The sequence below is a fragment of the Paenibacillus sp. TAB_01 genome (genome assembly GCF_043945595.1).
Classification (GTDB): Bacteria; Bacillota; Bacilli; order Paenibacillales; family NBRC-103111; genus Paenibacillus_S.
In genome coordinates, this window is the sequence record NZ_JBIFNP010000001.1 from 3112595 (window position 1) to 3136724 (window position 24130).

Annotated in this window: 24 protein-coding genes and 1 pseudogene; 5 read left to right on the forward strand and 20 right to left on the reverse strand. The window is 49.4% G+C overall.

From position 1 onward, the window contains the following. Window positions 1–40: 40 nt before the first annotated feature. Complete coding sequence (locus tag ACHHV8_RS14915; RefSeq protein WP_395159175.1) at window positions 41–1402, forward strand: glycosyltransferase family 2 protein; 1362 nt, start codon at window positions 41–43, stop codon at window positions 1400–1402. 28 nt (window positions 1403–1430) lie between these two features. On the opposite strand, the gene ACHHV8_RS14920 is transcribed toward ACHHV8_RS14915, so the two are convergent. From ACHHV8_RS14920 to ACHHV8_RS14965, 10 genes are all read right to left on the reverse strand, one after another. Continuing rightward, window positions 1431–1634, reverse strand: coding sequence for a hypothetical protein (locus tag ACHHV8_RS14920; RefSeq protein WP_395159177.1), 204 nt, complete (start codon window positions 1632–1634; stop codon window positions 1431–1433). A 63-nt stretch (window positions 1635–1697) separates the two neighbouring features. Beyond that, window positions 1698–1922 carry a hypothetical protein gene (locus ACHHV8_RS14925; RefSeq protein WP_395159179.1) on the reverse strand — a complete coding sequence of 75 codons (225 nt, stop codon included), beginning with the start codon at window positions 1920–1922 and terminating at the stop codon, window positions 1698–1700. A gap of 348 nt (window positions 1923–2270) precedes the next feature. Then, window positions 2271–3818, reverse strand: coding sequence for an extracellular solute-binding protein (locus ACHHV8_RS14930; protein WP_395159181.1), 1548 nt, complete (start codon window positions 3816–3818; stop codon window positions 2271–2273). Window positions 3819–3876: 58 nt separating this feature from the next. Next, complete coding sequence (locus ACHHV8_RS14935) at window positions 3877–5019, reverse strand: enolase C-terminal domain-like protein (protein WP_395159183.1); 1143 nt, start codon at window positions 5017–5019, stop codon at window positions 3877–3879. 61 nt (window positions 5020–5080) lie between these two features. After that, window positions 5081–5962: a carbohydrate ABC transporter permease gene (locus ACHHV8_RS14940; protein ID WP_395159185.1), complete on the reverse strand. Its 882-nt coding sequence runs from the start codon at window positions 5960–5962 to the stop codon at window positions 5081–5083. 48 nt (window positions 5963–6010) lie between these two features. Further along, the gene (locus ACHHV8_RS14945; RefSeq protein WP_395163514.1) at window positions 6011–6931 is read right to left on the reverse strand and encodes an ABC transporter permease; all 921 of its coding nucleotides are present in this window, start codon (window positions 6929–6931) and stop codon (window positions 6011–6013) included. A gap of 373 nt (window positions 6932–7304) precedes the next feature. Further along, window positions 7305–9662 (reverse strand): AraC family transcriptional regulator, encoded by a 2358-nt coding sequence (locus ACHHV8_RS14950; protein ID WP_395159187.1) that lies wholly within the window; start codon window positions 9660–9662, stop codon window positions 7305–7307. A gap of 159 nt (window positions 9663–9821) precedes the next feature. After that, entirely contained in the window at window positions 9822–10205 is a 384-nt protein-coding gene (locus ACHHV8_RS14955; RefSeq protein WP_395163703.1) for a hypothetical protein, read from the reverse strand. Further along, window positions 10162–10593: a hypothetical protein gene (locus ACHHV8_RS14960; RefSeq protein ID WP_395159189.1), complete on the reverse strand. Its 432-nt coding sequence runs from the start codon at window positions 10591–10593 to the stop codon at window positions 10162–10164. Before ACHHV8_RS14960 ends, ACHHV8_RS14955 begins: the two co-directional genes overlap by 44 nt. Further along, a complete protein-coding gene (locus ACHHV8_RS14965) occupies window positions 10551–11702 on the reverse strand; it encodes a beta-L-arabinofuranosidase domain-containing protein (protein WP_395159191.1) in 1152 nt (383 codons plus the stop codon). The genes ACHHV8_RS14960 and ACHHV8_RS14965 overlap by 43 nt, the downstream gene beginning before the upstream one ends. A gap of 393 nt (window positions 11703–12095) precedes the next feature. On the opposite strand from ACHHV8_RS14965, the gene ACHHV8_RS14970 reads away from it, so the two are divergent. Both ACHHV8_RS14970 and ACHHV8_RS14975 read left to right on the forward strand, forming a co-directional pair. Then, complete coding sequence (locus ACHHV8_RS14970; protein WP_395159193.1) at window positions 12096–12950, forward strand: helix-turn-helix transcriptional regulator; 855 nt, start codon at window positions 12096–12098, stop codon at window positions 12948–12950. A gap of 129 nt (window positions 12951–13079) precedes the next feature. Next, entirely contained in the window at window positions 13080–13511 is a 432-nt protein-coding gene (locus tag ACHHV8_RS14975; protein ID WP_395159195.1) for a DUF2935 domain-containing protein, read from the forward strand. 210 nt (window positions 13512–13721) lie between these two features. Here ACHHV8_RS14975 and desA read toward each other — a convergent pair. From desA to ACHHV8_RS14990, 3 genes and pseudogenes are all read right to left on the reverse strand, one after another. Further along, window positions 13722–14709: pseudogene (gene desA, locus ACHHV8_RS14980) on the reverse strand (Delta(5) desaturase DesA). Between the two features lie 447 nt (window positions 14710–15156). Continuing rightward, window positions 15157–15429: an HU family DNA-binding protein gene (locus ACHHV8_RS14985; protein WP_395159197.1), complete on the reverse strand. Its 273-nt coding sequence runs from the start codon at window positions 15427–15429 to the stop codon at window positions 15157–15159. A gap of 112 nt (window positions 15430–15541) precedes the next feature. Then, entirely contained in the window at window positions 15542–15745 is a 204-nt protein-coding gene (locus tag ACHHV8_RS14990) for a cold-shock protein (protein ID WP_395159199.1), read from the reverse strand. Window positions 15746–15918: 173 nt separating this feature from the next. On the opposite strand from ACHHV8_RS14990, the gene ACHHV8_RS14995 reads away from it, so the two are divergent. Then, complete coding sequence (locus ACHHV8_RS14995; protein WP_395159201.1) at window positions 15919–16830, forward strand: tyrosine-type recombinase/integrase; 912 nt, start codon at window positions 15919–15921, stop codon at window positions 16828–16830. A 212-nt stretch (window positions 16831–17042) separates the two neighbouring features. Here the strand turns inward: ACHHV8_RS14995 and ACHHV8_RS15000 are convergent, their stop codons facing one another. The 6 genes from ACHHV8_RS15000 to ACHHV8_RS15025 form a co-directional block, all read right to left on the reverse strand. Further along, window positions 17043–17501: a GNAT family N-acetyltransferase gene (locus ACHHV8_RS15000; protein WP_395159203.1), complete on the reverse strand. Its 459-nt coding sequence runs from the start codon at window positions 17499–17501 to the stop codon at window positions 17043–17045. Between the two features lie 51 nt (window positions 17502–17552). After that, window positions 17553–17918 (reverse strand): hypothetical protein, encoded by a 366-nt coding sequence (locus ACHHV8_RS15005; RefSeq protein ID WP_395159205.1) that lies wholly within the window; start codon window positions 17916–17918, stop codon window positions 17553–17555. A gap of 127 nt (window positions 17919–18045) precedes the next feature. Then, window positions 18046–18945, reverse strand: a complete 900-nt coding sequence (locus tag ACHHV8_RS15010; RefSeq protein WP_395159207.1) for a glycine betaine ABC transporter substrate-binding protein — start codon at window positions 18943–18945, stop codon at window positions 18046–18048. Window positions 18946–18972: 27 nt separating this feature from the next. Further along, the gene (locus ACHHV8_RS15015) at window positions 18973–19626 is read right to left on the reverse strand and encodes an ABC transporter permease (protein ID WP_395159209.1); all 654 of its coding nucleotides are present in this window, start codon (window positions 19624–19626) and stop codon (window positions 18973–18975) included. 4 nt (window positions 19627–19630) lie between these two features. Then, on the reverse strand, window positions 19631–20755 hold the full coding sequence (locus tag ACHHV8_RS15020; RefSeq protein ID WP_395159211.1) for an ABC transporter ATP-binding protein: 1125 nt from the start codon (window positions 20753–20755) through the stop codon (window positions 19631–19633). 191 nt (window positions 20756–20946) lie between these two features. Further along, on the reverse strand, window positions 20947–21573 hold the full coding sequence (locus ACHHV8_RS15025; RefSeq protein ID WP_395163515.1) for a GntR family transcriptional regulator: 627 nt from the start codon (window positions 21571–21573) through the stop codon (window positions 20947–20949). 217 nt (window positions 21574–21790) lie between these two features. Between ACHHV8_RS15025 and ACHHV8_RS15030 the strand changes: the two genes are divergently transcribed. Continuing rightward, window positions 21791–22669, forward strand: a complete 879-nt coding sequence (locus tag ACHHV8_RS15030) for a cupin domain-containing protein (RefSeq protein ID WP_395159213.1) — start codon at window positions 21791–21793, stop codon at window positions 22667–22669. A 186-nt stretch (window positions 22670–22855) separates the two neighbouring features. On the opposite strand, the gene ACHHV8_RS15035 is transcribed toward ACHHV8_RS15030, so the two are convergent. Next, entirely contained in the window at window positions 22856–23839 is a 984-nt protein-coding gene (locus tag ACHHV8_RS15035) for a phosphotransferase family protein (protein WP_395159215.1), read from the reverse strand. Window positions 23840–24130: the final 291 nt, after the last annotated feature.

The window sequence follows — 24130 nt, forward strand, 5'->3', positions numbered from 1 at the left end:
ACCTTTCGGCTTGCTTGGCTTATTCAGGAGGCTTAAGAAGATGTTAGCCATTGTACTCGGTTCCGGCCACAGCCGTACGGCTGGCTGGCTTGCCCAATGCGGTTGTCGGGTCGTTATCGCAGCAGACAGCTGCGCTGAACAGATAAACGAAATCTTGAAGAGCTCGGACGAAAGCTTCGCATGCATTATTCCTGCACGAAAGCAGTCGCCAATAGCTCTGAATATAACCCTCAACTTGATCCATAAGCTGGCAGAAATTACTGCCCATTTATCACCATACAGAACAGGTGTTCTGTTTCAACAATTAAAGGCCGGTTCCCATCATATATTGCCATTGATCTGGAACCGCCAAACCGTTCTCAACCGTGGCTGGACGAACGGTTTTACCGGTAAAAGCCTGCTGCCGTTCCAGGACCTTGTCCTGCTGGATAAATATGCGCAGCTTACGCATGTTCCCGGCTCCAGCTGGGCGTTATTGCAGCAGCAGGGAAACGAGCTGACTTATACAGAGAAGCTGGAAGCTGCCGTTTCTCCCGCTTCGCTTGAGCCCACGCTTGCTAAAGGGATGCGCGCAGCGGAGACGCAGCGGCTGCTTCCTCTGGTTCTTGCGCAAGCAGTCCCCCGGCTGAACGAGGAGTCCGCCGCCCCCGATGTCCAACCGTTTTTCTCGATTGTTGTGTGTACCTGCAACGACGGCCATTTTGTGCCGTGGGCGCTCCGCAGCGTTCTGATTCAACCCTTCCCTGATTGGGAAGTGCTGCTGATGGACGATGGCTCCGAGCCTCCTATGGACTTAAGCCGGCTGTCTCCCTTATTTCAGGACAGCCGGATTCGCCTCATCCGAAGCGGCAGCAATGAGGGGAAGGCTGTTCGATTGAACGAAGCGTTATCGCTCGCACGCGGCAAATGGCTGCTGGAGCTGGATGCCGACGATTGGCTGGCGCCGGATGCTCTGGAGCGGCTGCTGCAGCTCGGGGACAGCTATCCGTCAGCACAGCTGCTGCATGGGGATCACGAGCTTTGGACGGCTTCGCCCCGCCGGGGCTTCCGGTACAGCCGGCGCATCGCGGCGGCTCCTGCGGCAGCCGGCTGGAGGAGCTTAACGGAAGCGGGGCATCCGCTTGTCCCTCGCTGCTTCCGAACGGACACCCTGCGCGCCGTGGGCGGCTGGTGGACCCATGCGCCTCTGGGAGGCCGCAAATATGAGGATATACAAATGGTGGCCCGGTTTTTGTACAATGACCCTCAAGCTGCCGTCTCCGCCGGCGGAGATCCGCTGTACCATCGCAGACTGCGCTCAGACAGCATCTCCCAGTACAGCAAGGAACCCTATCTGCTTTGGAAGCAATGGTTGATTCAGATGCTGGAGGCGAATGGACCGGTTCTCCCGGATAAAACATAATCGGCGCAGTCATTATCGATCCCCCTGGTTACTCCGCCAAAATTCGAACATAGCCGATGCTGCTGTTCAATACGTGCGCAATTTTCGGCTCCGGCGCGTAGCCGGGGGATTGGGTCTGAACGAATAGAAGGTTCGCGTTCGCTCCGATCAAGCGGCCTTCGATAAAATGATTTTGGTTCACAATCTCAACGTCATATCCAATATATTGAGCGCATTTTTTGGCAAAATTCATCCGTGCCACCTCCTCTGTCTTCAAGAGTCATCCATTCGATGAATTCAATAAAAACGAGATTCATTATGCAAAGGAGTCCAGGCTCTCAAGCGGGACGAGCACGCGATCTCCGGTGGCCTCCAGAAGCTCAATATAATCGGAGCCGACGCCAATGAGTGTTCCCGCTACAGTTCCGCCGCTGGTTTCTACAGTAATCTGCTCCAGCAAAAAGCGTTTCAACAGCCGTCTGATCGACCATTTCTTGAAGTAGCACACCAATCGATGAAAGAAATACAATAATTCATCCATGTCTCTCCACCTCCTATTTAGGAATCTCTATAATCTATGAGCGTTTGGAGGCAAGGGTGATAGATTGGGTGCAAAATAAGCCATCTAACCTGATAGTCTTAATATGTTTACATATTATTTATTATGTAAACATATTAAGCTTTTCTAAAGTCGTAGGCGAACCTGGCCAGAAGCTTTCTTAAACAACAAAGGAGCACATCTATTCGATGCACTCCCTGTTACACTTACGTTTCTGTTCACAAATGCTGCGTTAACGCCGCCTCATTTCGAATACTGCCCGATTTCTATGCGAATTTCTAATCGATTTTCCTATCCGTTTCCTCGTGCTTTCACTTGTTCGTTCTCTCGCTATTTCTGAGATTTCCGTTTCTGGTATTCCGCATTCATCTCTTCTGTAATTTTCTGGTAGTTTGAATCCTTCTTCAGCTGCTCTACATATTTATCCCATTCTTCCATAGGGATTTTACCGATAATAACCTGTGTTTTCATATCCGAAATTTTCTTGTTATAGTCGGCGCCCATTTTAAGATCGGTTTCCGAAACCAGCCCGATTGTCGGATCGCCCACCGAAATTTTCGAACGCTCTCCGGCGATTTTCATATTGCGCTCATAAATCTCCTTGGGCATACCGGCTGCGTACTGCCACAGGTCGACGACCGGCGTGCTGAACATTTTGCCCCACGATCCAGTGCCTACACTGTCCGCAACCGCTTTATCGTTTGCAACCTTCAAGCCGTCTACGATCGTATAGTGAACATCCTTAATGCCGTATAGCGTCAAATCCAGTCCTTCGCCGCCGGAGCCGTAGTTAATGAAGCTCAAGATCGCCTTCATTTTCGCTTCCGGCACCGATTTCGGTATAGCCAGCACGCCATTCATGCCGGAGCCTTGAGAGACATACTGCTTCCCGCCGGCCTTCGGGCTCAGCGAGACGATCGGGGTCCAGGCCACCTTCGGATCCTTTTTCCATTGATCCATCGTGTAGCGGAACAACGCCTCAGGCGTTTCCGCCGTAACCCCGGCACGCCCGCTGGTTGCCAGTTCCCAATACTGCGTTTCTTTCAGAACAGGGAAGTCCTGCGGAATCAATCCTTCTTGATACAGCTTGCGCTGGTAAATCATAGACTCCTTCACTTCGGGCTCCAGCGTCATATTGACGAGCTTGCCGTCTTTTTCCTTCCACTTGCCGACTGTCCCGGTAAACACCTCTTCAATCATTTGAGCGCTGCGCATCGTGAAGCCGATCGTATCCTTTTTACCGTCCGGCGCATTTTCTTTGAAGGCCTTCATCACTGTATACAGCTCATCCATGTTCGTAGGCATCTGCAGACCGAGCTTATCGAGCCAATCCTTGCGAATGGAGAAGAATCCGCCGCCGTCGAGCGGTCGGCCAGCCGGTACGGCGAAGTTCTTCCCGTCAATCTTGGTGTTGTTCCATATTTTAGCGTCCAGCGACATCAGATTCGGATAATCTTTGACGTAAGGCGTCAAATCCCAGAAAGCTCCCTGCTTCACCATTTGCCGGAATAAAGGCGTCGTGATGCTCGGAATTTTAATCAAATCCGCGATATCCCCTGCGGCCAGAGCCACATTCACACGGTCTGCATAATCTCCCCCGGGAACCCATTGAACGGTTAGCTTCGTATTCGTCTTTTTCTCGAATTCCTTGAGCACCGGATTGTCCGGCGAAGGCGGCTGCGCGATAGTGTAATCCGCCATAACTTTGATTTCCGTCGGTTTGCCTGCAGGCGGAGCCTCTTCCTTGGAGGCCGTTCCGTCCTTCGGAGGTGCGTCTGTCGAAGTCGAGCACGCCGTCGTAACCGAAGAGAGCAGCACAGCAATGGAGAGCGAGACAAAAGCCGACTTCCTGGACCTGTGTTGATTGCGATTGTTCATAGAGAAATCATCCCCCTGAAATAATATAAGGTTGGTCTAACAAACACGGTCAGGACAGCTATACGCGCCACCCGCTGCTGCGAACCTGATTTTCGTAAAAAGCCGCATCGACATGCAGTCCAAAGCCGGGCGCGGACGGAACGATAATTTTGCCGTCTTGAATGGAATAGCCCGATGTATCGATCCCAGGAATCTGCGCCTCATCCCACTCTACGAACATAAAGCCTTCAATGGCCGGATATACCTGCGCCGAAGCATAATTGCCATAAAATCCGCCGTAGTTATGCGGCGCAGCCTTCACTCCGCTGAGGGCCAGACGCTTGGCAAGCTTCAGCCAGTTTACTATGCCGTAGTCTTTCAGATCATACTGAATAGCGTCGATAAGCCCCTGCTCCGCCCATTCGACGATCGGCTTCGCCGCAAGCCCCTCACCGTCGGTGATCAGGACATTGAGCTGCCGTTCTGCCATCCATTCCTTCAAATTGCGGTACAGCCGGTCGTCCTCGTGAAACGCTTCCTCGATCCATAGCAGCTTGGACTGCGCCGTCTCAAGAAGCACATGCTTCGTCAGGTTCAGGTTATAGCCGTTGTTCGCATCGATCGAAATGTTGCAGTCAGGGCCGACCGCTTCACGAATCCCGTTGACAATCGCAATGTCTCTCCGGGTGCCTTCCATTAAATCCATATGCATCGCGCCGCGCCCCACCTTGATCTTGAAGCCGCGGAAGCCTTCATTGTAGCCCTGCATCGCCTCTTCCTGAAGCAGGCGAACCGCGTCTGCATCCGAGCTGAGGTGAAGGTCGTCGAAGTACAAGGAAGTGTCATAGCACGGAACCCGCAGCGGCTCCGCCGGCTTGCTCCCGCTCAATAGCTCGTAGACCGTCTGGTTTCGGGCCTGCCCTAACCAATCCAGCAGAGGGAATTGAATCGCTTGGAACCGGTCTTCAATCCACTGCTCCGCAGAGAAAATATCCCGAGCCGGGCTGCCGATCAAAGCCTCCGCGTTCTCTTTTGTAATTCTCGACCAGCCGTAGCCGGAAATGCCGCCAATCGTCACGCGGACCAGAGGAAAGCTTACTTCTTTACCGTGTACGCCGAGTCTCGCGTTGCAGCCGGCCAATCTGCGCCGTTCTCCTTTTACCACCACTTGCTCAATGCTCTCGATACGCCAATTCGTTTCCAGATCGTTAAAGTTACGCATAGTAACAGCTCCTCGTCATTTTTAATATTGGATTGTTTGGAAAGGCAAGCATGCGTGGCGGTTATCCTTTGACCGAGCCCAGCATAACGCCTTTTGTAAAATGCTTTTGCAAAAACGGGTATACCATCAAAATCGGGAGCGTGGAGATGACTACGGCCGCCATCTTGATCGTCTGGGTAGGCAGCTGCTTATCTGAAGCCATCTCAACGGCGGATGCGCCCCCTACAGCGGTGTCCGAATCAATGAGCATGTTGCGCAGTACGATCTGCAGCGGTACTTTCGTAAAATCGTTAATGTACAGCACCGCACTGAAAAACGTGTTCCAATAAGCTACCGCATAAAACAGTCCGAACGCAGCAAGCGATGCAGCCGACAGCGGAAGAATGATGCGGACGAAGATACTGAGCTCGTTGCATCCGTCGATCATCGCCGCTTCCTCCAGCTCTGCCGGAATGCTGTCGAAGAAGCTTTTCATCAGAATGACATACCAGCCGCTGGTGAGCACGGGAATGATCAGCGACCACATGCTGTTAATGAGACCGAGGTCGCGAACCAGCAGGTAGAGCGGAATGATGCCCGGATTAAATAAAATCGTAAACATCACCATAAACAGCATGAGCTTCCGGCCGCGCAGTCTTTTGCGGGAGAGCCCGAAGGAGAAGGCCGATGTAATCATCAGGCTGCACAACGTGCCGACCGTTGCCAGAAAGGTGCTGACCCCCGTCGCTTTAATAAACGCCGAAGTGGACAGCAAATATTCGTAAGCGCCGAGGCTCCAGTGGGCAGGCAGCAGGACAAAGCCGTTTTTGTCCGCAAATTCGCTCGGCTCGGTAAATGACACCACAAACACATAATACAAAGGGAATAAAGTAATGATGGAAACGACAATCAAGACCAGGATGTTAATGACGTTAAATATTCGATCTCCCAAGCTTTCTCTCATAGGCCGATGCCTCCTTCCGTCGTCGATCGTATGCGGCGCCATGTTTCCTTAATAAACGCCTTCTTCGCCAAAACGCTTGGCCGTCCAGTTCGCCCATACGACAAGCACCAGCCCGATCACAGACTTGAATAAGCCTACCGCCGTCGTGTAGCTGAATTGCCCTTGCTGAATGCCGTTTCGGTATACATACGTCTCGAACACGTCAGCGACATTGGCTACGGCCCCGTTGGACATCAAGAACACTTGTTCGAATCCGACGTCCATAATATGTCCCAGCCGCAAAATCAGCAAAATAATGATGACATTGCGAATGCCCGGCAGCGTAATATGCCATATTTGCCTGATCCGGCTCGCGCCGTCGATCTTGGCCGCTTCATACAGCTGCGAATCGATGCCCGTCATGGCTGCCAGAAAAATAATCGTCCCCCACCCAGTATCTTTCCAAATATTTTGAGCGGTGAGCAGTGTCCAGAAATAGTTCTCGTTCGTCAGAAAATCGACCTTGCCATACCCTATATGGTCGAGCATCAGATTAATGACGCCGTTGGTCTGAGACAGAAGCAGGAACGTAATTCCCGCTATGATGACCCAGGACAAAAAATGCGGCAAATACACGATGGACTGGACAATCCGTTTCATATATTTGTTGCCTACCTCATTCATACATAAAGCAAGCACGATCGGCAGAGGGAAAAAGAACACCAGGCTTAACAGGCTGATCATCATCGTATTGCGAAACAATAGGTAGAAGCTCGGATTCGTGAAAAACCGGATGAAATGCTCCATTCCCACCCAGGCGCTGTTCCACACGCCCATATAAGGGGAATAATCTTGAAACGCTATGATGATTCCCCACATCGGATAGTATTTGAAGATAAGAAAATACAGTATTCCCGGCAAAACAAGCAGGTATAAATATTTGTCGCGTTTCAGATCAGACCAAAGCATCAGCTTGCTCTTTCTCTTCATTACTGCCTGATTCCTCAGCTTAGCCTCATCCATCGCCATCTCTCTCTCTCTCCCTTCTATAGTCTGATTTATCAGCTGCACTCGATCCTCACCCTCCTTAGTGACGCAAGCTGCATCCGGAATCAGCTGATAGGCTAAATTTAAAGCGCTTCCACAAAAACGGCAATGATAATAAATTATCGCGATGCCCGTGCAAAATTTCCGGCGATCGTCTTTTTTTCCGGAGGCTAAAAACCTGCGCCCTATAAGGGATTCGGGGCACTGAAGCAGTTGCCCCGCCACATTTGGAGAGGGAACCCGAGAGGATAGCAAAGCCCCTCCCGCGCTTGCCGCAGGGCATCGGGGAAGGGCTTGGGCGGCTATCGCTGCTGCTTCACAGAGCTGCCGGCTCGACGCCTTGATGTTTTTCACGATACTGTCTTGGGGTGATGCCCTCGCTTTTCTTAAACAGCCGAATCAGATGGGATGGCTGGTAATGCAGCATCTCGGCGATGTCATTGATTTTCATATCGGTCTGTACCAGCAGCTCCTTGCATTTCTCAACGCGCAGCCGGATGACGTAATCGATGAAATTGATGCCGTTAATTTGCCGGAACACTTTGCTGAGCTTGGATGCACTCATCTGCAGCTGCTCTGCATATCGGTCAAGCGAGAGATCGAGCAGCAGCTCCTGCTGAATCTGCGTGAGCAGCTTATCCATTAATTCCCGTATCTGATTATCGTAAGCGACGGACAAGGTCTTGATAAAAGGCCGGATCAGCTTATATTGGAACCATTCCACGATCTGCTCCGCTTCCGAGAGCTGCATCAGCTGCTCATAGAGATGAGCGCCTTCATACAGCGTATACAGGTTCACATCAGCCCTAAGGATCGTGTCGTGAAGGGAGCCAAGCAGCTTCATCATCCCCTGATGGACCATGAATTCGGTGCTGTTATTGCTCTGCAGCTCCTTCATAAATTCCCGAATGAGGCGAACCGCCTCTTCTTCCAGTCCCATGCTGACGGCATGCACGATCTCCCTCTCGAGATCCGCTGGAAAATGCTTGTCATGCGCCGTCTCCACCCGGATATGATTCATGTCCAGCAGTTGATTGGACGAATGCAGGTCGCGAAACCGCAGCGCTTTGCGCGTCTGATCGAGCACATGCGGCGTCTCCAGGATCGAGCCGGATATTTTTCCCGTCACAATCGTTACCTTCAACCGCAGAACATTGTTCACCGCAGCGATATAATCATGGGCGAGCTTATTGAGGAAAGCTTTGATCCTCTCGTTCGAATAGTCCTCATCCAGCGCGAACAAAGCACCGACCGATAGATCCTGAAAGTGAATGACATGCACCTTGCTCAGTTCCACGGAGCAGAGCTCTGCCAAAATATTCGATGCCGCGAAGGTAATCAGCTGCTCATCCCGGTCCGTGCATTTGCCGCCAAGCTCGGATAACCCGTGTAATTGCGCCGCCATCACAACAAATCGCTGATGCTCCACATCCCAGTCCAGCTGCCGCAGCTTCTCCAGAATCTCCCGCTCCGAGTGGTTGTACAGGTTGCCCTGCAAAAATTGGAGCAGAAAGCTTTCACGAAGCACCGGAACGGATTGCTTTATTTTAATGGAGAGCGCTTTCCTTTCTTCCAGGTGCTGCCTCCACTGATTTTCAATATAGGTGATTTCGTCCTTCTCTTCTATTTTCCCGTTTTTTGGGGCATCGAATAAATGCTTCAGCCTCACAATAGGCGCGTACATCGTATTGGAAACGAACCAGGACAGCAGCAGCCCGATCGTCAAGGCGGTCACGCTGATCCATAGAATAAGCATGGACAGATCCGTCACCGGAGCGGTGACCTGGGAAAGCGGGGTAGCCGATACGACAGTCCATTTGCTGCCGAGCTTGGCTATTTTTCCGTACGATACGGAGTAGGCGGTGTGATCCCATTCATACTTGAACATGCTTTCGGCATTGCTCTCGTTTTTGATTTTTTCCTTTAAAGCATCCTTCAGGCTTTGCAGCTGCGGTGCGCTTGCCTTTGACACAGATCCGGAACCTGAACCGGTACCCGTTAAATAGTCCCCATTCTCATTAAACAGAAAAGAAACTCCTTCTCCTGAAACGAGCTTCTGTACCATCGTATCCAATTTGTTCTGATCCAAATAAATGATAAAAGCGCCGAACGAACCGTACAATTGACCGCCGGGCAGCTTGATAATTATGGCCTTGTACTTCGAATCCGGTTCATTTATTTTCTTCAGGCTGTAATTCCAGTAAATGGTCCGTTCTTTATCCAGCAAGGAATTCAGCAGCTCCAGTTCGTCGTCCGATCGAATCGTTTGAAATCCCAGCTCGTCACCGATCAGCTTATCCGAACCGCGCAAATATAAATTGACGCTGTTGATCAGCGAGTTCGATTCGGTCATTAATGAGAACGATTTCATAAGTTCGTTCGTCTTGGGGAAATCCTTGACGAAATCCATCTGCTGCAGCGATTCGTCCAAGCTGCGGTCGAAGGCGAGCCGGACCACCGAATGCTCCAAATTCGTCATATAATCGTTCCACTGCTGAATCGACTGGCTCAGCTGGTTTTGGTGCGCTTTATTCATCTCCGCTTCAATTCGCGCGGTCCCGATGATGTACAGCAGAATTCCTATGAATGCGATCGGGATGCTTGTAATCAGCAGGACCAAGCTTAAATTTTTCCAAAATAGGATGCCTCTGTTTTTCCCTACCGGCCTGCTCATTTACTCACCTTCTTCAATAAAATGGGATATGCTCTAAGTATGTAGGCAATAAATGGCTTAGTCAACCGTTGATTCCGCCGCCTCGCTCCTCTGCCCGGTACCGGTATTCAACCGATACAACGGACAGTAGGAGCTTGCCCCACTTATTCGCTTATCCGCTTATTCTCTCGTTCTCCGTTTCCCGATAACCGGGAATTCTCCGATGCGAAGTCTCGCGCAGCCGTAAGGAACCAGCTCCATTTCCACGACCGGCTGGCCTTCCGTATCGGGATGCAGCGGCGGGCTCCCCGCACTGTTTCCTTCCATCTGCCAATTGCGAACCAACTGCATCCGCGCCTTCAACTTGACAGGTGCGTTCGAAGCGTCGAACGGCTGGTAAGCCGGTTCTTTAGAACTGACCTCAAAGGGAGTATCCGTGAGAAGTCCATACTTCCAAGGCGAGCCAGGGTAAAGCTCCCAATCGTGGAACCGTTCTCTTCTTCTCACACACTGCCAGTTTTCAACGATGGGCAGGACGTAGACCAGCCGGTCCCCGCTCCACACCTACCGCATGTCCGCTGCGGGCGGCTGTCCGCGCCTTCATCGGCAGAAAGAGAAGGATTCGGTCGTTTGGCTGCCACTCCCGTTCTATTTTGGCATAGCCATTGACGGCCGCTGCCGGGATAGCTTCGTCGTTCACACGGATACTATAATGATCGGCGCACCAATCCGGAATGCGCAGACTTAGAGCAAACCGCTCTTTCTTCTCCAAAGTCACTTTCAAAACGATGTCTTCGTTAAAAGGATAGGCTCCGCTCACCTCGATCTTGGCCGGTGTCCCTGAGCCGACGCGCGCCTGCACTGTACAGGGTGCGTAGGAAACCGCCGCCAGGCCGCCGCTGCCGTCGCTCATCCACAAATGAGAGACAAGCTTGGGCCAGCCTTGGTGCATATTGGCGGTACAGCAGCCGAAGTTCGGCTCCAGACCGAACAGATTGGCCTCCGGGCCGTTGCTCCAGTTTCGGGGAGCTGCGTTGCAGACGATCTGATTGACCTGCTGATCGTACTGGTGCGAGGCTCGCAATCCGGGGAGATTGCTGCCGGCAGCGCATTAAAGGCAACGCGTTCCAGAATATCTCCGAATTTCCCCTCCCCTAAGATGCGGGTTAACTGTTCCAAAGTATACATATACTCGACTACCGCGCACAGCTCCACTCCTTGGCTCGGATGCGTGCCGGACAGCCATTCATCGCCGGAGAACATCCCGTGCGCCTGCCCGTGGTATGTCATCAGGCTGTCGATTCCTCTATGTACGGAGTCGCGCTCTTTCGGGTCGCCATGCAGCAGATAGCGGATGGCCGGCAGCTTCAGTCCCATGGCAACGTTGACTACATGCGTTGTCCAGTCCCATTTCTCAATTTTTCTCCAGTAAGGGAAATCGTGAAAAATTTCGCTCCATGAGGTTGTTTGTTCCGCAATAATGTCTGCCAGCTCAAGCAGCGCCTCCTGTCCGGTCCGTCCATGCAGCCAGAGAATGCATAACAGCATTTCAGAGCCTCTCGCCTCGGCCCAGCCTCGCAGGGGCTGTTCGATAATATGCAGCCGGACATAATCAAAGAAGCGGGTTAGAAAAGGAACGATGCGCTCATCCCCCGTTGCCTCCTCATGCTGCATCAGCACTTTGAGCATAATCATCGTATGCCACCAATCCTGCCGTCTATCGACGTCCCGATTAACGGTTTCAATGCGTGCCGGACCGAATTGGCCGTCCTCTCTCTGGCTGGCCAGCGTCCACTCGACCCATTTGTTCGCTTTGGCAATAAGCCGCTGATCCTCCAACAGATACGCAAGCGGCAGCAAACCGTCCAAATAATAAGGTCCCCGCTCCCAGCTCTCCCCTTGGCCTCCAATCCAGCCGTTATCAGGCCCAACATCAGGCCAATGCTCCTCCAAATGCCCGGTTAAGCCGTCAGCTTGTATACGAAGCTGATTTCGGAGCCAGCCTTCAGGCTTAATGCTTCCCAAAGGAAGCGATTCAAACGCGCTGCGCTGCAAAACCAAGTTCCTTCCTCCCCGTTACCCATAAGATCGTTGCTTTCCTTGACTATACCATGGGATATCCGGAAGCAGTAGGTTCAAACACAACAACAATTTATCCGATTACAACATTTTGACAAAGGGGTTCCCTGCTTGTTGGAGGCCACTGAAAAAGTCATCGCTACGAGTACGGAACATTCTTCCGATCGCTGTTGTCCCTGGATTTCTTAGAATATCTTCCGCTTAAAGCGGTTGAAATCCAAGGACAAAGGCGAACGCTTTCGCTTCTACAGAACATTCCGTACTCTCCGCTAGTTTTTCAGTGGCCTCGCTTGTTGAACGCCATTTTTTCTTTACTTCTTCCGTTCCTTTGCCCTATCATGGATCTATACAGCTGTTACGGAAGGAGCTTTTGAGGTGCTGCAGTTTATTGCTCCCCCTATGCCCCACTATATCGTCAGCGGAGAAGATACTTACCCTATAGGAGGCAAGCATGCCAACCGCTCGAACATCGGTGTCTTTGATCTGATCGCCGTCACTCGGGGCGGCTTGTTTCTTGAGGAAGGGAACCTGGCGCTGCCTATACCGGCAGGCTCTTATGCGGTCCTGCGTCCGGATAGAGCCCATCGAACCGCGGTGCCCTGCAGCGAAGAAACGCACTTTTACTGGCTGCATTTTCAGACGTTAGGCCGCTGGTCCGAGGACGAAGAGAAGCCGCTTAGCCCGCTTCTAATCGATTCGCAGCCCTATGCCCAGATCGAATACTTTTCCTTATATATGAAGCGAAGCGGCGTCATTCAGACACCCGGTCTCGTCTTTGACTCCTTTCGCCATCTTCTACAGCTTAGCCTGGATCCTTTCCCTCTTGCTCTCTATAAGCAGCAGCAGCAGTTTCACGAAATTCTCCTGCATCTTCAGGAGGAAGGCGGTACCCGAGGTGACCGGCCTTACGTTCGCGTCGCGGAGAATGCAGCCGTTTATTTGCGGCGGCACTACAAAGAACCGTTGTCCTACCAGTGTCTCGCCGAGGCGCTCCATTTTCACCAGAATCATATTGCTCTCTGCATGAAAAAAACGTTCGGCTGCACGCCGCTCGAATACGTTACCCGTTATCGGGTGGAGCAGGCCAAGCGGCTTTTAATACATACCGATGAGCCTATCGGGCACATTGCGGAAGAGACGGGCTTCGGCTCCTTTCCGTATTTCGTTCGCTGCTTCAGCAAGCATGTGGGGATTCAGCCCCGGGCATTCCGGATGGAGCATAGGGGGTAAAAAGAGGCGGGAAATCAATAGAGAGAAGCGGCTCCGCTCGTGAACATGCTAATAAATGACATACAGCGCCCTGAATTTTAATACACTTCAATGAGAGACGTTTCTTATCTTGAAGGGAGCGGGGTCATTGTGCAGTTTTATTATGGAGATAAAATGCCGCTGCGCATTTTGGATGAAGGCGAATTTTGGAAGCATCAGGAGACCGAGCATACGGATGTTATTCGTGCGTTGGTGCCGAATTTGGAGCAGCCGTTTGTCGACGCATTAAAGGCATGGGAGCAAGCGCTAGCGCAGACGCAGGCGCTTTTTGTCCGTTATATTGAAACGGTCAGCCGGATGGACCAAGTGACAAGCGAGATTTACGCTCAAATTATTCAGCTGGTTCGGTATGCGCTTCAGCAGAGCGAGCATTTTATCCAGCTGTTGAATCAATTAGGCAAAGAGAGCCACGCCATGAAAAACAACGCGACCGCAATCACCGTATTGAACCATATTCGCAGGGAGTCGGAGTATTTTATCGGAATTACACAAGCCTATCTTGCGCAGGAGCCGGCTGGTTAAGAGAGGGCTGCCCTCTTTTTCTAAGGACAAGCATGGGAATGGGGAAGCTGGCTTAGTGTGGTCATAGAAATATGTTTACATAATAAATGTTATGTAAATTTATGATGTGAATGATTAATCGCATTAATAACTCCTTCGAGCGAGCATTACTGAAACAGGCAATGAAATAAGGCAGATTGCAAGAAACTGCGATCTGCCAATTGTTTATCCTTACAAACCCCGAAATCCCACAAATCGTTTGCTGCTCTCGTCCCACAGTCGGTATCGAAGCGCCTGCAGGCTCAAACGAATTCCGATGGCAGGAACGCCATGCATGGCGGTGCTGCTCTCGTGTATTTGCTGCAAGTTATAGTTCGACACCTGAGGATCCAGATGATGAATATGGTGGAAGCCGATATTCCCCGTTATCCATTGCAGGACTTTGGGCAGCTTATAATAGGAGCTGCCGTTCATAGCCGCGCTGACAAAATCCCACTCATCAGTACGCTCATAATAGGTATTCTCAAATTGATGCTGCACGTAGAAGAGCCATATGCCCGCAACGCCAGACAAGTAGAGGATCGTCCCTTCCACCAGTAGGCACCTCCTTCCAGCCTAGCAACCAACAGAGCAGTCCCATTAAGGCTGCTAACGCTGCGTTCGTTAGGTACGTATTCATGCGCTCTTTGCGCTTGGCACTCTTCCGGTTTAACCGGTATACAAACAAGAATATAAATATCGGTCCGAGCCCGAACATGACAAATGGGTTGCGGTATAAGCGGTATCCTAGACGCTTCCATGGGGAGAAGGCTGCATATTCCTTCGTGGTCAGCGTCCAAATGTCGCCTGTGCCTCTACGGCCTAAATTGCCGCTAGTCGCATGATGAATGGAGTGCTCATTTTTCCATTGTTCATAAGGGAAGAAAGTGAGGATTCCCGTCACTGTTCCGATGATTGTATTCGCCTTCCTCCCAGCGAAGAACGACAAATGGCAGCAATCGTGGAATATAATGAAGATTCGGATCATGAATCCGGATGCCGGAATTGCAAGCGTCAGTGTGATCCATATGGAGATAGACAGGGTTTGATAGGCAAGACCCCACAGCAAGAGGAAAGGAACGATGCTATTGACCAGCTGCCAGATGCTCTTCCTCAAATCCGATTTACCGTGTGGAGCCATGTCCTTCTTCCAGCGGGTATATTCTTGAAGTGATTTCATAGTAATCCCTTTTTCTTGAAAATTACTCGTTGCAATGATTTTCCATAAGTTACCACATGTTTTCTGACTTTTCGATTCGAAAAAGCCATGTAAAGGAGGCAACCAATCAAAAGGCATCCTCCCCAAACCGTGAAGAAAAAGGAAGATAAAACGCAGGAAATCGTTATCAACCACGAACTCTTTTTAATCATCCTTACTGGTTGGTTGTAAAGAATCATTTCTCCAATTATATATATCATCCCTTTCCTTGCTTGTGTCATTCTTTAAAATGCTCAGAGCTGCTGCTTTTCTCTGCAAACTTTGTTTGGAATAAAAATTAATAATGTCATCAACGGTAGATAATACGACATTAACATCATCGGAATCATGTGTACTTATTTTGATAAAAAACCTCTTTCCTAATGTAGTAACATCTTTATTTTATATTAGCATTTGGAGATATTAAGCTTAATTCAAAGCTTTTTTCAGAGTAATTCCTGCCGTAAATACAGGAACTTTACCCGCCGGAAGTTCCACCTCTTCACCGGTTTTGCTGCTTCTTCCTAGGCGTGCTTCACGAGTACGAACATCAAATTTCCCGAAGCCGGCTAGTCGAACTTCTTTGCCTTGCTTTAGAGCTTCAAAAATCGAGTCCAGCACATGCGTTACTGCCTTTTCAGCATTTTTTTTTGAAAATCCACTAGATTTCGCCACATCTTCGATCAATTGTTCTTTGTTCATTTACGATACCTCCGCTTATATTATTCTAATTACGAAAAAGAAAGTCCTCGTGCATGGATGTAAGGTGGGAATAAACAAAAAACTGCCCTACGTTTAGGGCAGCTCGAAAAATTTAATAAACTTTAGCAACGTTTTCAGCCTGCGGTTCACGGTTGCCTTGGACTACATTGAATTGGACACGTTGACCTTCATCCAACGACTTGTAACCATCACCCTCAATTGCGCTGAAATGAACGAATACATCGTTTCCGCCTTCAATTTCGATAAAACCGAAGCCTTTTTCAGCATTAAACCATTTAACTGTACCTGTTTGCATAGAATTCCTCCAAAGATTAATTTAACCATATCCATTAACCATTTCAATGACCGATAATTTAGATTAGCTGTCATTAGATGTTTTCAGAACTTATACTTGATGTCCGCTATTGTATTGGTTAAGATAAGAATACCATGTCCGCTAATGTAAGTCAATATTTGGAGGTCTCTCTAATGAGTGAAACGACCGGGATTTCTAAACAAGGGGAGCAGACAATTCACGACTTCATTTACGCTCTTACCACCCACAAAGATTTGAATCCCAAAACGCTAAAGGAATACGCAAGCGACCTGAAACACTTCATCGGTTGGTTTGAGTCATCTGACCCTCAAGAGAAAGAGGCGATATTTCGAATCGAAGAAGTGACTACTCCAACACTAGCACAATACCGGGAAGCCGCCCAAAAAGTAATGGAATTGAAACCGGCGACCATTAACCGGCGGCTTATAACCCTGAAACGGTTTTTCGAGTGGGCCGTGTCGGAATCCAGAATTCGTCGCGACCCTTCTAAACCGGTTAAATTAGTTCCTGAAGAAAAGGTAAGGCCCAGGCAGATAACAGACAAAGAAGAAGCCGCATTGATCGCTGCAACTGAGCACGATGGTTCCCTTCGGGATCTGACGCTTCTTATTGTGATGATTCACACCGGCTTACGAACAATGGAAATATGCGATCTGGCTCCCGGGGATATTCAAATCGGTAGCGGTCAGCTTACGGTTCGATCTGGAAAACGGAACAAACAGCGGGAAGTACCTTTGAACGCTACATGCAGTGCTGCTTTAGAAAAATATATGGGAGTCCTACCCTCGGATAGTCCTTTCCTTTTTCCATCGGAGAAAACTGGCGAGCGATTAACAGAACGTGCTTTACGCCATTTGATTCAAAAATATAGGAAATTAGCGCAGCTCGAGGGATTGAGCGCCAACGATCTTCGGCACCGTTTCGGGTACGTGATGGCAGAAAACACGCCATTGCACCGCTTGGCGCAAATTATGGGACACGATAGCCTAGATACAACGATGATTTACGTCAAGACAACTCATACACATTTGCAATCTGAAGTCAAAAAAATAGCGTGGCAATGATGGAATGAGAAAGATATGTGCGGGAGTAAGGGGAACTGCTAACTCCAGAGGAACAGATCCAATATTTGCAAATACCTCCTAATCTTGGGGAACGAGAATTGGGAACCTATTTCTTTAGTAGCCTACCTATTGGAGTTGATTTAGGATTTGATAGACCTTGCATTGGAGATTCATGACACCATGAAATAGCAGCATTCCATTCATTAAACTCTCTATTCTAATATTAACTCCATCGGTTCTTTACACAGCTTATACCCGTTTCGTTCGTAAAACTCGGTACTCCAGTCGCTTGGCCAAACTATTATGAATTCGTACTCCTTCTCTCTTGACCAGGCTTCAATTTCTTTGAGCAATTTACTTCCTAAGCCTTGACCCCTATGTTCTGGCAGCGTGTATACGTTAGTCATATAAATGAATGGATGGGTTGTTCTTCCTGGCCTGGGTACCTTCTGAATTAATTCCAAATAGATATGTGAAAGTATGAGTCCATCCAAATCAACAACCCAAATAAACCAGTTGTCTTCGTTAATAGCCTTCGTTAGAAAAGACTTGCATTCTAAGTAAAAATCCACATAACGGTCTTCCTCAATTTTGTTCTCATTATACTCGTTTGTAAAATCCCATCTCATCCTGATGAGCTGATCTTCGTTCTTTGCCAGACGAATGTTCATACATTTTCTCCTTCGATTGCATTATTGTTGTTGCCTATTTTGGTTTACTTTTTAAAATCTTTTTCTAACAATTGCGTATGCTATTATAAAAATCCCCCAAGCGAGCCCCACTTTTATAAGGTAGTCAATGGTTTCTTTTGGAGTATGAACAAAAAGCAAAATAAGTATTAAAAATAGGACAAAAGCTGCTCCGCTAATCCCCCCATAACTAAAAATTCCATATCGCCTGTACTGATTGATAAAATAATTGCTTACATGAAGTGACAAATAAAATACAAAAATCCCTGCAAAAAACAGTGTAACCTGCAACGAGGTTCTGTCTGAAATGAGGTAGATAGTGCTTACCTTCCATTTAAATAAAACAGCAAAAGCTATTCCAAAAACAATCTCTACTATACTCTTTAAATTACTATTCATGAATGCCTCGTCCTATCCTGCCTTTATTCCTAATAATGATTAATTGGAATACAAAAAGAGGGCCGCAAAGCCCTCCCAAGACTTTGCCACCCTCATTGCTTTCGGTATATTTATTCCTTCACACGGCTTACTTTTTGAGCAGGCCCTGCTCCTTCAAAAAGTCCATAGCTACTGTCTCTTCCTTCAATCCTTCGGAATCGACCTTCGCATTCAGCTGCTGCATCACGTCTTCAGTGATTTTGCCTTCGAGCGTGTCCAGCGCTTTTTCCACTTCCGGATATTGAGAAAGCGTATCCTGTCTCACCAGCGGACCGGCATGGTAAGGCGGGAAGAACCCTTTGTCATCCTCCAGAATGACAAGATTGTTTACCTTGATTTGACCATCGGTAGAGAAGGCATCGACGACATCGACATTTTTATCTGTCAGCGACCGGTACATGATGCCGTGGTCCATCCCTTTGACTTCTTTGAAATTCATGCCGTACGTTTGATTAATCCCCGGATAGCCGTCCGGACGGTCTTTGAACTCAAATTCGCAGCCCAGGATCAGGTCCGGGGCTACTTTGACCAGATCGCTGAACGTTTTCAGCTTGTACTTGCTCGCTGTATCCTGCGTGACGGCCAAAGTATACGTATTGTTAAAGCCGAACGGCTTGGTGAACACGACGTTGTCCTTTTTCACTAGCTCCTGCGTTTGCTTCAACGTTTCGTCGGCTGTCCCCGTCTTCTCCTGGTAATAATTCGCTACAATCGTCCCTGTATAGTCGGGATAAAGCTGGATGTCGTTGTTAAGCAGCGCTTTCCATGCAACATTCGAGCCCCCGAGGTTTACTTTGCGTTCTACCTTTAAATCCGTCTGATCTTCAATGACATCCGCCATAATATGTGCTAACAAAATATTTTCGGTAAAGTTTTTGGATCCGATCGTTATCGTGCCTTTACTGCCTTTATCCGAGCTGCAGCCGACCAGGGATACCGCCAAAACCGTTGAAGCCATGCCAATCATCCAGCTTTTTTTAAATTTCATTCAGTTAACCCCTCTTCTTTTATACTATTAAATTTTAAGTCCGCGCGGTGTTGTCACCCGCTCCATGATTCCGAGCAAAAAGTCCAAAATTAACGCGAGCACCGCAGCAGGCAGCGCCCCGATCAGAATCAATGCGTCAATGTTGCGCTGAATTCCGATGAAGATAAAATCGCCAAGGCCTCCGGCCCCGATAAAAGCAGCCAGTGTGGCCGTCCCTACATTGATGACCGTCGCCGTGCGAATACCGGCCATAATGACATTCAAGGCTAACGGCAGCTGAATTTTGAATAAAATTTGCCCGTCCCGCATGCCCATGCCTCTGGCGGCTTCCAATGTAGCTTTATCAACATCTTGGATGCCTGTGAACGTGTTGCGGATGATCGGAAGCAAAGAATATAAAAATAATGCCGCGATGGCCGTATTCATGCCAATGCCGAATAACGGAATCATAAAGCCTAACAGTGCAAGACTCGGGATCGTCTGCAGGATCCCCGCCGTGCCGAGCACCCAGCCTTTGATGGCTGGAATTCTTGTAATAAGAATGCCGAGCGGTACTCCGATAAGGATGGCTAATATCATGGACAGAATGACCAACTCCATATGCTGCACAGTAGCCTTGAGCAGGTCCTCCCATCTTGAGCTGAACTGCTGTCCCAATTGTTCCCATAGGTTCGCTTTCATAAGCTTACTCCTTCCTTCCTGCCCAATGATCGGCGAAAGTCGTCAGTAAGCTGGCTCTTGTTACGACGCCTTTAATTTTGTGATGGTGGTTCACGACAGGAATCACGCCGAATTTGGCGTCAGTAATGGCCATTAAAGCATCCTGAGCCGTTGCGCTTTCATCCAAATACGGCTCCGCCGGCACAGTAATTTCCTCAACGGTTTGAATGGTCTCGAGCTTAGTTTGAAGATCGTAACCGGAGACGATGCCGGTCAGCTTTCCGTTATCGTCGCCCACAAGCAGCGTATCCGTCCGGCGCTGACGCATATACGACAAAGCTCTCGCCGGCGAGCGGTTGGACGGCACGGTAGCCGGATTATCCCGCATAATGTCCTTAACCGAGATGAACTCCGGATTTTGATACAGACGATTTTTGCCGATAAACGTTTCTACAAAACCATGCGCCGGCTCTTTCATCAGCTTCTCCGGCGTATCCAGCTGAAGCAAGGACCCGTCCTTGATGACGGCGATGCGATCGCCCAGCTTCAAGGCTTCATCCATATCGTGGGTGACAAATACGATCGTTTTCTTAACCGATTTTTGCAGCCGGATCAGTTCATCCTGAAGCTGTTCTCTGGTGATGGGGTCCAACGCTCCAAAGGGTTCATCCATCAGCACAATTTCAGGATCAGCCGCCAGCGCCCTCGCTACCCCTACCCTCTGCTGCTGTCCGCCGGACAGCTCACGGGGATAACGCTTGGCAAATTGAGCGGGCTCAAGTCCAATCAAGTGAAGCATTTCGTGAACGCGCTGCTTCTTCTTCGCTTCGCTCCACCCTTTCAAATGCGGGATCAGCGCAATATTGTCTTCAATGGTGTAGTGGGGGAACAATCCGACTTGTTGAATGACATACCCGATGTTGCGTCTTAGCTCGACGGGGTCTTCTTTCGTAATGTCCTTCCCATGAATCGTAATCGTACCTTCCGTGTGGGGAACCAATCGGTTGATCATTTTCATCGTGGTTGTCTTTCCGCAGCCGCTCGGTCCGATGAATGCGATCATCTCGCCTGCGTCGATCTCAAAATTCATTGATTTCACGGCTTGGAAGCCGTTGGGGTACGTCTTTCCTACGTTGTCAAATTTCAGCATAGCTTACCTCCTTCAAACATGGCCGGCATGAGAAATGTCTTGTGCGGCCTGCCCTTCTTTTTAGTAACTATAACAAAGATAGCGACAACTGACAACCCAATTGAATATTTAAAGTTGTTAGTTTATACTGTTAATTGATTCCAAATCAACAAAAAAACACAGCCGAATTGGCTGTGTCTGTGTACTGTATATTAGCGATGAACGGGGGCTGGATTCGCTTCGTTAATGAATTGATTCGTGCGCTGATATACCTGTCCGTCTCCAATCATTACCAGAATATCATCTTCAATGATGATGACATGAGGACCCGGGGAAATAGTCACACTCGTTCCCCTTCTCAGGGCGATGACGGTGGCGCCTGTTTTTTGCCAAAATTCCAGCGCGGCAATCGTTTTGCCTACGGCATGGGAGTGTCTTCCCACTTGAATTTCAACGGGATTGTAGGGCTTCAGGTTCTGCAGCCTATCCGAAAAATTAATAATATCGCTAAGAATCAGTTCGAATTTCTCATCTATTTTTTTCTTCTCGTTTAATAAAATTTCCAGATCCTGCTTCAGGGAATACACGGATTTCATATATTTATGTTTCGTAATATAGTCATAAGCCGGGCGGTCCGAGAGTACGGTGATTTCCTTGCCCTGCGAGACGGAAACGATCCCCTCGTCTTTCAATAATCCGATTGCTTTCCTGATGGTTTCTGGGGACACGTGATACTGACTGGCAAGCAGCGTCCGTCCCGAAAATTTACTGTTAACCGGAAACTCGCCGCTGACTATTCTTTGGGCAATATCCAGTGCTATCGATTGATAAACCGACATTTCCTGCACTATAATTCCTCCTACGTTTCTCGTATAAAATGGATGTCCCCTACATCATACCACAAAAGTTTTTTTTTCAAACGGGGACTTCGGCTTATCCGTTAAAAATCATGCATGATCCCTTCTCTCCAGGCATAAGATAGGCTGAATTTCCCTAACTTAGGCGTTTCATTACGCCAATTAAAACCAGACCATCCGGAAAGGCAGGTTCCAGACGATGTCGGATTTCACTCGTGCAGCCGAGCCATTTTATGATGCTTCAGGAGCTCCTCAGCTTTTTTTCGATATGAAAGGCGGCAGTGCCGTTCGTACTTACGAGAATCATCCGGTGTATGAGGTCACATCCGCGCAGCTTCCTGCATTGCAAGGACTCGCATTAGCCGAGCTGCACTTAAAGCGGGATGCGGTTCCCCGTCCTCATTGGCATCCGAATGCAGGCGAGCTTATCTATACCCTGTCGGGTGAATTGAAGGCTGCGGTCCTCGATCCGGCAACTTCCGCACTGCATACCTACCGCATCAAACCGGGGCAAGTCTTGTTCCTGCCAACGGGATGGTGGCATTGGATAAGCTGCGCCTCGGAAGAAGCACGGCTGCTTCTGCTCTACAATCATTCGGCTCCCGTGACAGCGGACAGCTCCGCCGTCCTTCGTCATACCCCGAACGAATTGCTGCACGAGGTATTAGGCGAGCGTGCCGCACAGCAGTACCAAGCTTCTACATCAGCTGACAAAGTCCGCGTCGCAGCCGATCTATCCAAGCAGCAGCCCAAGCCTGAAGCGCCCCCGTCATCCGTTCACTCCAGAGGAAGAAGCGATTACTATGATAACGCGGCAGCCTCGGTTTCCTCCGATCCATCGTCGTCTGCAGGGCTTTCATCTGCTGCGGATTTACCCGCAGCTGCTTTTGCCGCTTCATCAGCTAGTGCTTTCCCTCCCAAGCGGCACCCTGCTCCGGTCAAAAAAGCCTCCAGCATTCGGAACAGCTTCGGCTCCGGCCAATCCGCCGTCTCGCCTGTACTGCCGGAGCCTGCTGTCTGGCATCCTGCCATTCCAGGACTGCAGGTTCGAATCGGGTCAACGATTCATAATTCATAAGCTTCCATGGGATAAAAACAAATAACCCGTTCCTGCGAATGCTTCGCGCGGGAGCGGGTTAGGCACTTTTTCGTTCATTTAGTTTACATAATAATTATTATGTAAACCCATTTTTTTTGCATATACATGCTCTATATATTCCGTTGAATTGAATAACCGCTTGCATGACTCGCTGTCTGGATCAATTTATGCATCCGCACAGTATTCCAGCGTGCGCCGAATCAGCCGCTTCAGATCAAGAACCCTGTTAGGCATCGCCTCTGTCGAATGATTCAGCATATCACATAAAGCGATGAGGTCCTCCAGCTTCGAACGCAGCTGCCATTCCCCAGGCAATGCCTTTCCGGTATGCTGCTCGTAAGACCGAATGAACTGCCTTTCGAATGGAGAAGCCTTTTGCTCATAACGCAGCAGGTTGGCTATATCGGTAAGCCGGCTTCCGGCGAAGGCGAATTCCCAATCCAGCACCGCCGACACGCCGCCGTCCTGTGCGATCAGGATATTCAACCCGTTAAAATCGGAATGAACGAGCACTGGAGTGTCTTCCGGATCGGATAGCTTGTGGGCATGCTTTTGGCAGAAGGTCCATAAGCTTGGTGTCAGCTCCTTCCCCAGCCAATATCCGGACCGGTTGGCGAACAAGCTATCCTTCATAAATATCAGGAACGTGTCTGCTTCCATGGCAAATGGCTCCGCAACCTCTAAACTTTTCCCGAGAAATCCGGCCGTTGGAAATGTATGGGCATGAATGTCTGCAAGAACCTTGCCGAGAGCTTCTGCAGCTGCCTGCACCCTCTGTTGAGAATCTCCGGATTTCAACACGTCCCTTAACAATATCCCCTCTTTCCATTCCATAAGCGCCCATGGACTCTTATAGCGGGTGCAGCTAGCATCCATATGGATCATATTTGGAACAGGCACTTTTCCATGCAGCCGTCGAGCTATCTCCAGCTCTTTCTCGGCAACCGACGGATCCCTCCGATACAGCCTCAGCACATAGGGACCATGACCGCCCTCCAGCTGAAGCTTATAATTCGTATTGCTGAAGCCTTTCCCGAGCCGGGCGGCAGAGAGCAGCTTTCTTCCGTCAGCTGCAGGCCGGACGAGCTCCTCTATTTCTTCAATACTAAGGTCTGCAGGCGGCTCCGTCCGTTCCCAGTTTTCTTTCATTTCCCGGCCTCCTTCACTTGCTAAACCCGCGCGGCTCCACGTTTTCTCCCGGTCTCTCGGCATGCCCATATGTTATTTCCATAGGCGCATACCTCATTATTTCCTGGGCAAGCGCAAATAGCGTCAATTTAAGCTACCAGCAGACATTTCCGCTTTCAATTTGTAGTTTTTTCGTGATTTGCGCCGAAAAGGAGCTGCAGCTCACGACAGCATTTGTGTAAATCGGCGGAGCTGCTTCAGGCCTTAGATCAGAATAGTTCCCGGTCTCCATTAAATAAACTCAATGAGTTT

Coding starts and splice junctions, on each gene's coding strand:
- ACHHV8_RS14995 (WP_395159201.1), top strand. CDS start 15,919: ATGAGTGAAACGACCGGGATTTCTAAACAAGGGGAGCAGACAATTCAC.
- ACHHV8_RS14950 (WP_395159187.1), bottom strand. CDS start 9,662: ATGAGCAGGCCGGTAGGGAAAAACAGAGGCATCCTATTTTGGAAAAAT.
- ACHHV8_RS14985 (WP_395159197.1), bottom strand. CDS start 15,429: ATGAACAAAGAACAATTGATCGAAGATGTGGCGAAATCTAGTGGATTT.
- ACHHV8_RS14940 (WP_395159185.1), bottom strand. CDS start 5,962: ATGAGAGAAAGCTTGGGAGATCGAATATTTAACGTCATTAACATCCTG.
- ACHHV8_RS15005 (WP_395159205.1), bottom strand. CDS start 17,918: ATGAATAGTAATTTAAAGAGTATAGTAGAGATTGTTTTTGGAATAGCT.
- ACHHV8_RS15010 (WP_395159207.1), bottom strand. CDS start 18,945: ATGAAATTTAAAAAAAGCTGGATGATTGGCATGGCTTCAACGGTTTTG.
- ACHHV8_RS15035 (WP_395159215.1), bottom strand. CDS start 23,839: ATGAAAGAAAACTGGGAACGGACGGAGCCGCCTGCAGACCTTAGTATT.
- ACHHV8_RS15030 (WP_395159213.1), top strand. CDS start 21,791: ATGTCGGATTTCACTCGTGCAGCCGAGCCATTTTATGATGCTTCAGGA.
- ACHHV8_RS14915 (WP_395159175.1), top strand. CDS start 41: ATGTTAGCCATTGTACTCGGTTCCGGCCACAGCCGTACGGCTGGCTGG.
- ACHHV8_RS15000 (WP_395159203.1), bottom strand. CDS start 17,501: ATGAACATTCGTCTGGCAAAGAACGAAGATCAGCTCATCAGGATGAGA.
- ACHHV8_RS14945 (WP_395163514.1), bottom strand. CDS start 6,931: ATGAAGAGAAAGAGCAAGCTGATGCTTTGGTCTGATCTGAAACGCGAC.
- ACHHV8_RS14960 (WP_395159189.1), bottom strand. CDS start 10,593: ATGCACCAAGGCTGGCCCAAGCTTGTCTCTCATTTGTGGATGAGCGAC.
- ACHHV8_RS14935 (WP_395159183.1), bottom strand. CDS start 5,019: ATGCGTAACTTTAACGATCTGGAAACGAATTGGCGTATCGAGAGCATT.
- ACHHV8_RS14920 (WP_395159177.1), bottom strand. CDS start 1,634: ATGAATTTTGCCAAAAAATGCGCTCAATATATTGGATATGACGTTGAG.
- ACHHV8_RS14925 (WP_395159179.1), bottom strand. CDS start 1,922: ATGGATGAATTATTGTATTTCTTTCATCGATTGGTGTGCTACTTCAAG.
- ACHHV8_RS14930 (WP_395159181.1), bottom strand. CDS start 3,818: ATGAACAATCGCAATCAACACAGGTCCAGGAAGTCGGCTTTTGTCTCG.
- ACHHV8_RS15015 (WP_395159209.1), bottom strand. CDS start 19,626: ATGAAAGCGAACCTATGGGAACAATTGGGACAGCAGTTCAGCTCAAGA.
- ACHHV8_RS14990 (WP_395159199.1), bottom strand. CDS start 15,745: ATGCAAACAGGTACAGTTAAATGGTTTAATGCTGAAAAAGGCTTCGGT.
- ACHHV8_RS15020 (WP_395159211.1), bottom strand. CDS start 20,755: ATGCTGAAATTTGACAACGTAGGAAAGACGTACCCCAACGGCTTCCAA.
- ACHHV8_RS15025 (WP_395163515.1), bottom strand. CDS start 21,573: ATGTCGGTTTATCAATCGATAGCACTGGATATTGCCCAAAGAATAGTC.